The 14,034-nt window shown below is 40.7% G+C and carries 9 protein-coding genes and 1 pseudogene; 2 read left to right on the top strand and 8 right to left on the bottom strand.

Features of this window, described 5'->3' with window-relative positions:
- Positions 1 to 44 precede the first annotated feature (44 nt).
- From B9Y87_RS07140 to B9Y87_RS07105, 8 genes and pseudogenes are all read right to left on the bottom strand, one after another.
- Positions 45 to 1,469: pseudogene (locus B9Y87_RS07140) on the bottom strand (YifB family Mg chelatase-like AAA ATPase); the annotation flags it as partial.
- 176 nt (positions 1,470 to 1,645) lie between these two features.
- Entirely contained in the window at positions 1,646 to 4,042 is a 2,397-nt protein-coding gene (locus B9Y87_RS07135; RefSeq protein ID WP_085497619.1) for a penicillin acylase family protein, read from the bottom strand.
- Between the two features lie 91 nt (positions 4,043 to 4,133).
- Positions 4,134 to 6,014 (bottom strand): CocE/NonD family hydrolase, encoded by a 1,881-nt coding sequence (locus B9Y87_RS07130; protein ID WP_085497617.1) that lies wholly within the window; start codon positions 6,012 to 6,014, stop codon positions 4,134 to 4,136.
- 113 nt (positions 6,015 to 6,127) lie between these two features.
- Positions 6,128 to 8,110 (bottom strand): protein-disulfide reductase DsbD family protein, encoded by a 1,983-nt coding sequence (locus B9Y87_RS07125; RefSeq protein ID WP_085497615.1) that lies wholly within the window; start codon positions 8,108 to 8,110, stop codon positions 6,128 to 6,130.
- Entirely contained in the window at positions 8,110 to 9,414 is a 1,305-nt protein-coding gene (gene tilS / locus B9Y87_RS07120; RefSeq protein WP_085497613.1) for a tRNA lysidine(34) synthetase TilS, read from the bottom strand. Before tilS ends, B9Y87_RS07125 begins: the two co-directional genes overlap by 1 nt.
- A 32-nt stretch (positions 9,415 to 9,446) precedes the next feature.
- Positions 9,447 to 10,292 (bottom strand): alpha/beta hydrolase, encoded by an 846-nt coding sequence (locus tag B9Y87_RS07115; RefSeq protein ID WP_085497611.1) that lies wholly within the window; start codon positions 10,290 to 10,292, stop codon positions 9,447 to 9,449.
- A gap of 85 nt (positions 10,293 to 10,377) precedes the next feature.
- Positions 10,378 to 11,676 carry an anthranilate synthase component I family protein gene (locus B9Y87_RS07110; RefSeq protein ID WP_085497610.1) on the bottom strand — a complete coding sequence of 433 codons (1,299 nt, stop codon included), beginning with the start codon at positions 11,674 to 11,676 and terminating at the stop codon, positions 10,378 to 10,380.
- A 6-nt stretch (positions 11,677 to 11,682) separates the two neighbouring features.
- On the bottom strand, positions 11,683 to 12,216 hold the full coding sequence (locus B9Y87_RS07105; protein ID WP_085497607.1) for an NADPH-dependent FMN reductase: 534 nt from the start codon (positions 12,214 to 12,216) through the stop codon (positions 11,683 to 11,685).
- Between the two features lie 134 nt (positions 12,217 to 12,350).
- On the opposite strand from B9Y87_RS07105, the gene B9Y87_RS07100 reads away from it, so the two are divergent.
- Together B9Y87_RS07100 and B9Y87_RS07095 are read left to right on the top strand one after the other, a co-directional pair.
- Positions 12,351 to 13,550, top strand: a complete 1,200-nt coding sequence (locus B9Y87_RS07100; RefSeq protein ID WP_085497606.1) for a heparan-alpha-glucosaminide N-acetyltransferase domain-containing protein — start codon at positions 12,351 to 12,353, stop codon at positions 13,548 to 13,550.
- A 61-nt stretch (positions 13,551 to 13,611) separates the two neighbouring features.
- The gene (locus B9Y87_RS07095) at positions 13,612 to 13,839 is read left to right on the top strand and encodes a CDGSH iron-sulfur domain-containing protein (RefSeq protein WP_217807503.1); all 228 of its coding nucleotides are present in this window, start codon (positions 13,612 to 13,614) and stop codon (positions 13,837 to 13,839) included.
- The last annotated feature ends 195 nt before the right edge of the window (positions 13,840 to 14,034 follow it).

Below are 14,034 nucleotides of genomic sequence, written 5' to 3'. Positions count from 1 at the left end.
TTTACAGGGGTTTCAATGGACTATATGTGAAGTAGAGTGTTATTCAAAATGCGGTCATAGGCCCTGGCCGATAGGTTTAAGCGCTCCATGGCATTTTTTAGCAATTCCTTGGAGGCGTCGTCCATGATACAATATTTCCGGATTTGTTTGGTGTTCATCTGGGCATTGTAATGTACGTTCTCCAAGTCAGAAAATCGTTGGGTCTGAATTTCCCTGGCGGCCGTAACCCGCTTCCGTATTTCAACACTACCCTCCCCTTTACGCTCCTCTGACAACTTTTCAAACGGCACCGGTGTTACTTCTATGTGTATGTCGATTCGATCTAACAGAGGACCGGAAATCTTACTCAAATAACGTTGCATCTCAGCTGGGGAAGAGGTTACCGGGGCATTCGGATCGTTAAAATATCCCCCTGGACTTGGATTCATACTGGCTACCAACATAAAACTGCTGGGATAGGTTACGGTAAACCGTGCCCTGGAAATAGTTACTTCCCGGTCTTCCAAGGGTTGTCTCATAACCTCAAGGACACCTCTTTTAAATTCTGGTAATTCATCCAAAAATAAAACTCCGTTATGGCTCAATGATATTTCCCCGGGTTGGGGATAGGCTCCGCCACCGACAAGGGCGACATCCGAAATAGTGTGATGTGGGCTACGAAAGGGTCTTTGGTTCATAAGGCCCATATTCTTGATCTTCCCTACCACGGAGTGAATTTTGGTAGTCTCCAAGGCTTCGTGCAAGGTCATGGGGGGCAAAATGGAAGGTAGGCGTTTGGCCAACATGGTCTTCCCTGCCCCTGGTGGACCTATAAGGATAATGTTATGTCCGCCCGCAGCGGCTATTTCCATACAGCGTTTTATGCTCTCCTGCCCCTTTACGTCGGAAAAATCGAATTCAGGGAAATCCAGGTTTTTATAAAATTCTTCTTTAGTGTCTATTATCGTCTGTTCCAAGGGGGTACCCTTATCAAAGAAGTCCATCACCTCTTTAATATTGTCTATCCCGTACACTTCCAGATCGTCTACTATAGCGGCTTCCCTTGCATTTTCACTGGGTAAAATAAACCCTTGGAATCCCTCTTCCTTGGCTTTAATGGCTATGGGCAATGCTCCCTTTATGGGTTGCAAACTCCCGTCCAGTGAAAGCTCGCCCATAATGATGTACTTTTCTATGGATTCCGATTTAATCTGATTGGAGGCGGCCAGGATACCCAGGGCCAGGGTAAGGTCATAGGCAGAACCTTCTTTGCGAAGATCGGCGGGTGCCATATTGATGGTTATTTTTTTTCCGGGTATTTTGTAGCCATTGTTCTGTAATGCAGCCGCTATACGGTAATTGCTCTCCTTTATGGCATTATCGGGCAGACCCACTAAATGGTATCCAATGCCTTTGTCGATATTTACTTCAACCGTGATGGTAGTAGCCTCTACCCCAAAAACCGCACTGCCATAAACTTTTGTAAGCATTTACTTGTTATTTGTCTAAATGTAAACAAATAAAATAAATTTTTGGGTGTTGATAATAGGCTAATTTATAGGGTATTGGCAGCTTTTTTAAAAATAAGGTTGGAATCAATACTCCATGGCCAGATTGATATTAATGCTTAATATTCTACAGTAATTTGGCCACTGTCGTTGACAGCTTATTTTTTAGGTTCAAATACCAACATCGATTTCTGCGTTTTGATAATCTCTTCCTTGTTCATCATCATTTTTCGAAATTTGCCCTGATTGTACATTTCTGCCTGATCTTCATAATGCTCACTGAAAGGATTCCCGGACTGACCAGTTGGTAGTATACTAGTGCTATTTTCGATATCGGAGAAATCTATAACCCGCCTTGTAGAGGGACCTGAGGTTGCCGGGTATAAACCGGTGTCGTCATATTTGAAATACATATTGTTGATTACCTCCCTTGTCCCTGAAATAGGGAAAGGTCCAACATTAAAAAATGATCTTAGTGCCTTGATCTGTCCTATAGGATGCCCATGTTCCAATGTATGTACCTTATTCCAAGTCCATTTGTTGGGTTCTCCGCCAAGATCTTCCTCCAACGACTGAAATGCTTGTCTGAAAGAGAGGTTAACCACTACATTTTTTGTTTCAACACTATCCGGGGTGTTTACATCATCCCACCAAACCGAATCATCTTTTGCGGCCATGGGAGCTATAAGTCGTTTGTGGAAATGGGTATCCAACATTTGCTGGAACATCTGGGGGCCCAATTCGTCCTCGAAGGTGTTTTTTAGCAAGAAATAGATCCAGCGGTGATATACGGTAGGTTCTATTTGATGTAGTTGATTGTTCCCGTCCCAAACATTCATTTTGTCCAAAACGCTGATCTGTGCCTCCGTCATTTCCTTTACTTCCATACTTTTAGCCAAATTGGTGACCACTTTGGCATTTACACCAGAGGTGGCATCCAATAACATTTGCTGAACAGCTTCCCTATCCCAGTCATTTTTAGGTTCCAACAAGGCTACTATCCTTTTGGCCCTATTCTCTGGCAAGTAATATCCAGGGTAAAATTTTCCGTTGATGGAATCGGGCGGATTATTGGCAGAGTAAACAAAGTTCCATGAGGGATTGATGGCCATGGGGTTTTCGGAAAAGTCCAAATATCGAATGGGTTCATCCATTCCCGTACTTCCTTCCAGAATAAATTTAGTATCGGTACTGTCCGGCAATTGGTACAGTTTAGCTGTTGCAAACCACCCCACATTGCCCACGGCATCGCCGTAGATAATATTTAATCCCGGGGCATGAATATCCGGCAGGGCTTCTTTGAATTCTGATAAATTTTGGGCATGAGACATGCCATAAAGGGCATCCATTACCTTGTTTTCCAATTTGGTGTAGATCCAAGACATGGCTATAGGACGCTGATCCATTACCTGATCGGCTATTCCATTGAGAATGGGACCATGATGGGTTTTCTTGAAGGTAAAACTAAGGTCGTCCTCCCCTTTTACCTTTATGGTTTTGGTGACCAGCTCATATTTTTTCCACCCCGCACTGGTTTTGTAAAAGCTGCTGTCATTTGGTTTCTCTTCTTCATAGTAAAAATCTATATCATCGTTTTCGAACATGGTAAGTCCGTAGGCCAATTTTCGATCATGTCCCAATAAAGGAAAAGGTACCCCAGCAAGATGATAGCCGTATTTTTCATAGTTGGGGGCATTTACATGGGCTTCATACCATACTGAGGGTTGTGCAAAACCAATATGGGGGTCATTGGCCAAAATAACCTTGCCGTTTTTGGTTTTATTCGGTGCTATTACCCAACTATTGCTTCCTTCGAACTGAGGAACAGGAAAATCTTTCAATACCTCTGAAACCAAGCCGGCAATATCATTTTTGATGGAATCGCGAATGCTGGGTTTATAGTTTTTGATCAAAGTACTTTTAGGATTAACACCTATTTCCAAATCCGCTAGATAGGCTGGCCCCAATTGGTTCTTAATGTTCGTTAGTAAAGGGTCGGTTTTATGGGCCATGGCAAAACTAAAGGCCATATATCCCACGGTATTATAGATGTCCTTAAGAGTAAAAGGAGTTTTTTCCAAACCAGTAAGATGAAATTCTATGGGTGTTGGCCCTTCTGCAATGAATTGATTGATTCCATCCAAATATGCCTGGCTAAGCACTACCATAGGGTTATCTTTGGAAACATTTTCCACCGTTTTTTGCGAGGCATCATCGATTCCCAAGGACAGAAAGAATTTATCCGTCTTAATCATGTCCTCCCCAAAAACCTCGGAAAGTCCACCTATTGAAATCCTTCTAAGCAATTCCATTTGCCATAATCTGTCCTGGGCATGGACATAACCCAGTGATCTTAGGGCATCTTCTTCTTTTTCTGCATAGATATGGGGTATACCATAGGTGTCAAAGTAAACTTCTACCTTCTTACTCAATTTATCCGTTTCAATGTTGCCGACATATTCCGGGGTATGGGTGTACACATAAATGGCACTACTCAGAGCCATTATTGCGACAATACCCAAAACTATCCAGCTCAGCTTCTTAAATACTTTCACACTTATGCATTTTAGATTAAAGGTAGGGCAATTCAGGATATAAAAAAAGTACTCCTAAGAGTACTTTTATTTCTTTAAAGTGATAATAATGTCAAGGTTTTAGGACGGTAAATTCTATTAAAGAAGTGTTGTATACACGATGTGTTTGTTTTTGAAAGTCCTGTGGTTTGGCTTGAAAAATATTTTCTACATAGGTTTGGGGATTAATATCTATATAGGGAAACATTGTGCTTTGTACCTGTACCTGAATTTTATGGCCTTTCTTAAACGTATGGAAAACGTCCTGAAGCTGTATGTTTACCTGAGTTACTTCTTCTGGAACAAAAGGCTCGGGATTTGAAAAATCATTTCTAAATCGGCCTCGCATTACCTCGCTACGAACCATTTGATGATAGTTGCCCATTTTTAAATAGGCCTGGGTCTCCTCGTAATCCTTGTGGTCCGGGGGGTATACGTCTATGACCTTAACAATCCAATCCGCGTCCGTACCAGTAGTGGAAACGTTGAGTTTTGCCATAATATCACCGGCAAGTGTAAGAGGCGCTTCCAGAGGTTCGGTTTCAAAAATTAAAACATCGGGTCTACGGGCTGCAAAACGCTGATCATCGGTCATGAATTTACGTGGGGTAAACACCATTTTTATATCTTCGGAATAAGGGACAGGTTTTTTGGGGTCGCTTATAAATTCTTGAAAGGAGTATTCCCGGGTTGCAATCTGTCCCAAACGTTCATTGCGCTGTAAGGAGTAGGTTTCCTTGGCGGTGTTATGGGGAGGCCAGGTATCATAAGTCTTCCACTCCTTGGTACCTGTATCAAAAACATAGGCCTCGGGTAAATTGGGGGTCTCTCGCTCTCCTTTTAAAAAGTGATTGAAAAATCGTGTTTCAATGTTTTCTTGATAGAATTTTGAGATATCATCCCCAAAATAGACATTGCCAATGGCTTGACGTTTTGTTTCCTTGGACCAATCGCCGTGGCTCCAAGGCCCCATTACAAGAGTATTATAGTTGGAGCTGTTCCTTTCTATATGTCCATAGGTGTTGAGCGGACCATAAAGGTCTTCGGCATCAAACCAACCTCCTACGGTCATCACTGCCGGTTTAATATTTTCCAAATGTTGGATTATGCCGCGTTGCTGCCAAAATTCATCATAATTGGGGTGTTCCTTTAATTGCTGCCAGAATATATTGTCCTCTTTGTAATATTTGTCCAAGTTGGATAATGGACCGGCATCCAAAAAAAACTGGTATTGGTCTTCAGTACCCAGTTCGGGAAAAGAATACCACTCTTCGGTGGTAGGTTGGTCTTTCATATAACCAAATACGGCAGTAGCTCTCCAATAACTCAATAAATAGGCGCCATTATGATGAAAATCGTCAAAAAAGAAATCCCCTATCGGGGCTTGTGGAGAAACGGCCTTGAGCGCTGGGTGGGCATCCAATAAGGAATAGGTAGCATAAAATCCTGGATAGGAAATTCCCCAGACCCCAACATTGCCATTGTGGTTTTCAACATTGTTTATAAGCCATTCTATAGTATCATAAGTGTCCGAGGCCTCATCTACTTCCCCATCCTTTTTATTGGGAATATAAGCCCTCATATTGTCATAGACACCTTCGCTGTTCCACCTGCCCCTAACATCTTGGTATACTACGATATTTCCCTCCTTCATCATTTTTCTATTGGGAGAAATCAAGGCTTTGTATTCGTTGGCCCCATAAGGTCTGGAACTATATGGTGTTCTTGACATTAGAATGGGATATTTTTTGGAAGTATCCTTGGGCGAATAGATGGTGGTATGTAGTCTTATCCCATCGCGCATAGGAATAACGACCTCCTTCTTGTTGTAGAAATCCCGGGGGTTGTAGGTGTCGACTACTCCGGTATTGGTTTTGTTGGTGGTGGTCTGAATGCCCGTTCTTCCACAGGATACCAATACGATGGCCGATAAGAGGATTAAAATTTTGTTCATAGCGCTAGAATTTGCTTTAACTGTATATGTAGAATATTAAACCTAGTTACTAGAAATGTTTTCCATTGAAATATGTCTTAGAAGAACACATCTCAAAGACGTCATATTTTGGCCTATTTTAACTGGCCCAATTCCTTAAAATTACTCACCCCTTTTTTTAACCATTCCTTATAGGTGTCCCGATCTGTATATTGGACGGCAGTATTCAAAATTTCCAGATCAGGGGACATTATTACATAGTATGGTTGCGAGGCGGCATTAAAGTTCAACGTCTGGAAAGTACCCCATTTTTCACCCACGGTATTGATTTTTTTTACGCGTCCGGATTCGTATTTAAAATCGAACTGTTCTTCGGCAGGTAGTTCCTTTCGGTCATCTATGTACAGCGATATCAAAACGTATTTTTCCTTGAGGATAGGATAAATATCCGGCTCGCTCCAGACCGTTTCCTCCATTTTTCTGCAATTTACACAGGCCCAGCCTGTAAAATCCAACAATACAGGTTTGTTTACCTCTTTGGCATGGGCAATGCCTTTGTCAAAATCCTTGAAACATTCTATCCCCAGAGGACAATCACTTTCTGTTTCAAAAATGCTATAAAAATGGGGTGGCGGAAAACCGCTCAATAACTTTAAATTCGTTGTTTTTGTCAGTCCCAGTACAAGGTATATGGCAAATGCAGTGCTTAGGACAGCGGTAATCTTCCTTCCGACGGACAATCGTTGTTTTGGTCCGTCGTGCGGAAATCTAAATATCCCAAACAAGTAAAGGGAAAGCAAGACAAACAGAAATATCCATATCCCCAAGAAAATTTCCCTTTTAAAGATTCCCCAATTCCCTACTAAATCTGCATTGGAAAGAAATTTAAAAGCCAATACCAATTCCAAGAACCCGAGGGTCACTTTCACCGTGGTCATCCACCCCCCTGATTTGGGTAGGGAATTAAGCCAGGCGGGGAACAGGGCGAAAAGACCAAAAGGCAAGGCCAGGGCCACTCCAAAACCGGTCATCCCCATGGACAGGTTGGTAGCAACATCCCCTTCGGCCAAAGCAGTACTGCCCAACAATCCTCCTAAAATAGGACCTGTACAGGAAAAGGATACTATGGCCAAGGTCACGGCCATAAAAAAGATTCCAAAAGCGCCTCCCACCTTGGAAGAGGCCGAGTCCATTTTATTGGCCCAGGAGCTAGGCAGCGTCAATTCATAATATCCGAAAAAGGAGAAGGCAAAAAATATAAAAATGAGAAAGAAAAACAGGTTTAACCAAACATTGGTGGCAATGGTATTCAATATCTGAGAATCCACGGAATCGAATAAATGAAAGGGCAAACTCAAAAGAAAATAAATCAATACTATAAAGAAACCATAAAGTAGGGCATTTGCGATGCCTTTGGATCTATTGGCTCCTTGTTTGGTAAAAAAGGACACGGTTAATGGAATCATTGGAAAAACGCAGGGAGTTAGAAGCGCAATTAAGCCGCCCAAAAAGCCTAAAACAAAAATGGTCCACAGCCCCGATTTTTCGTTCACGGCATTTTTATCCCCGTTAACCAACAGTTCCTTGTTCTTTAGGTCCAATAGTAACGCAGCGCTCATATCCAGACTACGCTGGTCCACAGTCTGTTCCGCAATAACCAGTTCCTCCCCGGTCAAGGAAATATGGAATATTTCATCCTTTGGGATGCATACTTCCTTACATATTTGATAGAACAATTCAACCGTAATTTGGTTAACCTCCGCATTTAATAATTTAATTTTTTGGGTAAAGACAGCCTTTTCCTTGAAGAAAGTTTCATCTACCTCAAAAATATCCGAGTATTCCGTAAGGGTTTCGCTTTCTGTTGTGGTTCCTACCAATTCATAGTCCTCGCCAGCCTTTTGAAATGTAAATTCACTGGGCAGGGAGCCATTTTCATCCGTAAATTGTGAATATATATGCCAGCCCTCATGTATATCGGCCCTAAAGATCAGATTGTACTCGGTATCCGATATTTTTTCTGCCTCATAGGTCCATAGGGCAGGGCTGTTATCCGACTGGGAAAACCCCAGGGAAACACAGAACACCATTAAAAACAATCCCAATATTTGCTTCATTATTCTAAAATGATCTTTAAAATTTCTTTAGTCTTATCCGTTATTTTAAAACGCTCGTCTGCCCGTTTTCCAATTATCCAGACAATATTATCGCCAGAACATAACAACCATTGGTTTTCTTTGGCAAAAACATCCATCTTCGCGTCCTTGAAAAATTTGGATATTTTTTTCTTGCCCGACATGCCAAGCGGGTAAAAATAATCCCCTTTTTGGCATTTACGGACTATTAGTGGATACTTTAACGTTTCTTTATCTACATAAATTATATTCGGACTGGTCTCCCCAATGGCTTTAACATGACTCAATTTTAAGTATATAGGTTCTGATACGGACTCTTGGTCCCCTTCAATATAAAAATCCTTGGTATTCTTTTGGACTATGGGTTTTAATAACAAAAAATCCCTATCCTTTAGTAATCTATGGGTGTTGGAATGCACCTCTTTGCCACTATTGGCACTCAGTAGTCCGTAAATGTCATCCCATTGCGTAAACCCGTACTCCCGAAAGAAATGGAAAAGATATGTTTTGGTAGGCCTAAGTGCCAACAGGGAGGCTACTTTTACCTTTTCTACCATTTTCTCTTTTGAAAAAAGTTGCTTTTTTAACTGGGTTATATGTCGATGTAATATTTCCTGGGTCTGTCCAAGATGCTCTTGGGTCTTTAAAAAGTTCTCCAAAAAATGGGGGTTGAGCTCCTTTAGTTTGGGAATAATATTGTGCCTTATGTTGTTTCTTAAATATTTGGTGTTTTCATTACTGGCATCCTCCCTCCAGTGGAGGGCATTGGCTTCTGCATATTTTTTGATTTCGGTTCTGGAAAATTGCAACAAGGGCCTGGAGATGGTATTGGTGAGCGAGGGTATTCCGCTGAGCCCTTCTATTCCTGTTCCCCTGGATAAGTTGATAATGAAGGTTTCTAAACTGTCATCTGCATGATGTGCCGTAACCAGGGTTTTAATATGATGGTTTTCCATTATTTGAGAAAACCAATTATACCGGAGTTCGCGTGCGGCAATTTGCAAATTGGTTCTGTGTTGGGCCATGTAACCATGGGTGTCAAAACTGGTCACAAAAATCTCCTTGCCCAATTGCTCGCCCAATTTTCTAACAAGATCTTCATCCTTATCACTTTCCTCGCCCCGCAATTTAAAGTTGCAATGTGCCAAAGAGAAATCCAAATTATAGGAAGCGCACAAATGTGCCAGAACAACACTGTCCAAACCACCACTGCAGGCCAATAGAAATGTACCTTCTTTTAGATGGGGAAAGTATAGGTCTATATGATTCCTGAAATTTTCTAACACACGGCTAATTTACATAAGAAAAATGATAGCAACTACTTTTGGCTATAGAAGAGATCCAAGCTGTTCCTTAACCAAATACCGATTATATCCAAAGTGTTTTTACTTCCTACATCCTTGTGCAATTCGTGATAGCCGCCTTCAATTAATTGTAGATCGGTAACCTTGGAGTTTTTATGTAATTTTTCGGTTGCCCTGTAATCTATAATTTTATCTCCAGTGCCGTGCAACAATAGGGTTTTGGTATTTAGTTTGTTGGCGTTTTGTATTGCCCACTCCCCTGCTTCCATTATGGGAAAGGAATAAATGGGGCTAACCCTATCATGAACCAATGGATCTGCAATGTATTTTTCTACCTCTTGGTCTATTCTGGAAATATGTTGTGGATTAAGGCCAGAAGTCATTGTAATGGAAGGGAATATTTTCAGCATTAATTTGCCCACGATCATTTTCCACTTAGGAGGTTGGAACGCTAATTTCAGATATGGACTTGTGGCAATGATTCCTGCCAAATCCGATTTTATCCTAAGGTTGTAGTTCAATACCAAATTTCCCCCCATACTATGTCCGTATAGAAATATGGGCTTGTTGGGGTTTAGCAATTTTGCCTTTGCAATAATGTTGTCCAATAATTCCAATAAGGCGGAATAACTTGGGCAATGTCCACGTTTACCACCAGATTTACCATGGCCAATATTATCATAGGAAAAGACGGCCAAATTTTCTTCCAAAAGTCTTGGGGTCACCACGTCCAAGTAGCGGCCGGAATGTTCCCCAAATCCGTGGACAAGAACAATGGCCCCTCTAACAATCTGGGGTCTGGCATACCATGCATTAATGGGGATGTTCCTATATTGAAGATCAAGCGTTCTTACATCCATAGTGTTTACATATAGAGTATTGGGTATACCTAAAATTTATAAACGCTTAAGGTAGATTGAAAATTGATGATAACCAAATGACCTATTAATTTTCAAGTACCTGTCTCATGGCCTTGGCCTTAAGAAGGCATTCCTCATATTCCTTCTCTGGAATTGCCTTGGCCGTAATGGCACTCCCCACGGAAAAAGAGACATATTGGGCCGTTTTGTTATATAGAATACTTCGGATGACCACGTTAAAATCGAAGTCGTTTTCAGGGGTGAAGTAACCCACTGTCCCGGAATAGAGTCCTCTTTTTGAAGCTTCCAACTCCTCTATTATCCGCATGGCAGACACTTTTGGCGCTCCGGTCATACTTCCCATGGGAAACGTTTCCTTGATGATATCCACTGGATTTTTGTTGCTTGAAACTTCCGCTGATATAGTGGAGATCATCTGGTGAACCTGATCAAAGGAATATACCTTACACAGTTCTTCAACTTTTACGGAACCCTTTAGGGCACTTTTGGATAGATCGTTTCTTACCAAATCTACAATCATAATATTTTCTGCCCTTTCCTTTTCGTCTTTTTCCAGGGTCGTTACCAATAACTGGTCCTCTATACTATCCAAAGATCGTTTAGCAGTACCCTTAATAGGCTGGGATACGACTTTGTTCCCCAGTTTTTTAATGTACCGCTCCGGGGAAGAAGACAAAAGGTATTTATCGTTTATTTTTAAAAAGGCCGAAAAAGGCGCCCTGGTGATGGAATTTAATTTTATATAGGTCTTTAAAGCATCTATTTCAGTGTTCTCGGCATAAAATTCCTGACAGAAGTTGGCTTCATAGATATCCCCTCTATGGATATGGTTCAGCATTTTACTTACACGACTAAAATATTCATCCTTGAATATTCTAAGTTTAATCCGGATATCCGATTGATTTTCCAGTCCTGGAGCAAAACTCCCAGTAGCCTCAAGGATATTTTTGAAATCTTCTTCAATTTCATCAGCCACCATAGTAAGGTAATGGAAGGAAACGGTTGTTTCTTTTATTTCTATTAATTTTTTGGGCTGAAAGAAAAACAGTTCAGGAAAGTTTAAACTATCGGCATTGGAAGAGGAAAGTAGTTCCGTGTCATTTTTTAGGTCATAGGAAAGGTATCCAAAAATCCAATCCTTGGTGTTTTTTTGGTAGTTATGGAGATCCTCAAATGCATTTATGCTATCCGTTACCACAGAGGTAAGTGCATCCACTGCCAACATACCGTCAAAGGAGCTATACTTGCTCTTGTGCCCGTTGCTGTCCATCCAAACAACCTCATAATATTGTTGGGACCAATGTAACAGGGATTGCTTAAAACCAACAATGTCCGGAACTGTAAATGAAACCTTTTTTCGCAAAGACTTTTAAATTTGTGATAAAAATATTTCCAAAGCTTTTTTATGGGCTTCGGCAAGCTCAGGGTCAGTTATGCCCTTCGCCTTGTCAAAGGTATGATTAAAGGATGGTAAAGAAAAGGTAGCTATAATTTCCCCGCCAAAGCGAGGTAATATTCCCTTGACTACCTCTAAGGATCCTATGCCTCCCCTTCTGCCTCCCGAACAGGACATTAACAAAATCTTTGTGTCCGCCAAGAAATTCCTGTCCACTCGGGACAACCAATCCAACACGTTCTTGAAATAAGCGGAAGGATTGCTATTGTGTTCATTTACGGAAATAATTAGGGCATTGGCCTGGACTATCTTATCTTTTAGTCCTTTCAATAAATCGGAATAACCCTTTTCCCTTTCCAAGTCCTCGCTAAAGACAGGAAAATTATAATCGACCATATTTATAAGGTCAACCTCATGATCCTTAATAAGGGAGGTAGTAAATTGTACTAATTTATAATTGATGGAGGTGCTGGAATTACTTCCGGCAAAGGCCAGTATACGGGACATCTTGATTATTTAAATGTTTGTACAACGAAAATACCGTAAAATAGATTGAATTGCGAGGAAATTGCATAATTTTGCACGCGAAAACATCCAAAGACACTGTTTTACAAGTATATAGGATGTACATAAAAGTTAATATGGGGAATAACAACCTGAGATTGTATTTTATTGATGCTATGAGGGCATGGGCCATCCTTATGATGTTACAGGGACATTTCGTGGATGGATTGCTGGACAATGCATTTAGGGATAATTCCAACACGGTTTATTCTGTTTGGAAATATTTTAGGGGAGTTACGGCCCCGGTCTTTTTTACGGTTTCCGGGTTTATTTTTACTTATTTGCTAATAAAAGGTAATGGGATTGGGTTTAATAACCCAAGGGTGAAAAAAGGAATTAAAAGGGGGTTGCAGTTATTGGCGATAGGCTATTTGCTTAGATTGAACTTTTTTGGATTGTTAAAGGGCCAGATATATGGTTCTTTTTATTTGGTAGATGTTCTGCACTGTATTGGTCTTTCTATTTTGGGGATTATTGGTATATATCTTCTTACCACTTCCAGGCATAAATATTTGTTTCCAGGAGTTTTATTGGCCACTACCCTAGTTTTATTTGTGCTGGAACCCAATTATAAACAATACGCCCACCACTATTTGCCAGAGATGATAGCCAATTATCTTACCAAGGCCAATGGATCCGTTTTCACCATAATACCCTGGTTCGGCTATGCCTCTATTGGCGCTTTTATGTCCGTGCTGTTCAATAGGTTTAAGAATTTTAAATATTTGTACCCTGCTGCCATTGCTAGTTTTACCATTGTGGGCTTTGGTCTTATCTTTTATTCCTCCGGCTTCTTTTTAAAGCTGTATAACTGGACGGGAATGCTGGTATTTTCCAAAGTTTATTTTAATAATTATCTGTTTATACGTTTGGGGGATGTCTCTTTGGTATTTGCCGTGTTTATATTGTTTAGAAAATTCATGAGCAATAGTAGCATACTTAAGATAGGGCAAAGTACCTTATCTATCTATGTGATCCATTATATTATTTTGTACGGAAGTTTCACAGGTTTGGGACTATATTATTTCTTGAACCACAGTTTGTCCCCTACCATCGTAATCCCTGGAGCTCTGGCCTTTATGCTGACCACTACGATTTTGGCGTTACAATATGAAAGGAATAAGGTTTACATAAAACTGCAATTGTCTACAGCTGTTAAGTTGGTACAGGAAAAGGGAGAGGTTTGGCTGAACGAGGAGGGTCAGCCCTTGTTAAAGGCATTCTTGCTAAAATCCAAGTTAACTTTGGTACGCTTATTTAGAATGGTAAAAAATTAACTGTTCTATCTTTTTTATAGTCGAGTTTCGCTTATTTTCGTAAAAAAAATAGATGAACGAGATGAACAATAAATTTGCACCAATCGCGGTGGAATTGGAGAAGGATAAAAAATATAAGTGGTGTACTTGTAGCCATAGTAGCGTTCAACCTTTTTGCGATGGTTCCCACAAGGCCGAAAATGCCACACCCCCGTTAATTTTTGAAGTCGAAGAGGATAAAAGGGCCCATTTGTGCACCTGTAAACTTACCAAAAACCCGCCTTACTGCGACGGTACCCATAAGTTGTAAATACAATTTATTTCTCTGGACCATATTTATGGAGTCAATAAAAACAAGAGCCCCGTTAGATATAAACTAACGGGGCTCTTGTTTTATCACTTGCTATAGTTGGATCAATCCCAAAAGTTGTGTGTGAATTACAAAAAGATATGCCTGACCAGCTCAAGTTAGTGTTCTGTTCATTTTTTGCATCGCCCAAAAAAC

It is taken from the genome of Arenibacter troitsensis (genome assembly GCF_900177645.1).
GTDB classification, from domain to species: domain Bacteria; phylum Bacteroidota; class Bacteroidia; order Flavobacteriales; family Flavobacteriaceae; genus Arenibacter; species Arenibacter troitsensis.
This window is presented reverse-complemented; position numbering and strand designations above follow the sequence as displayed.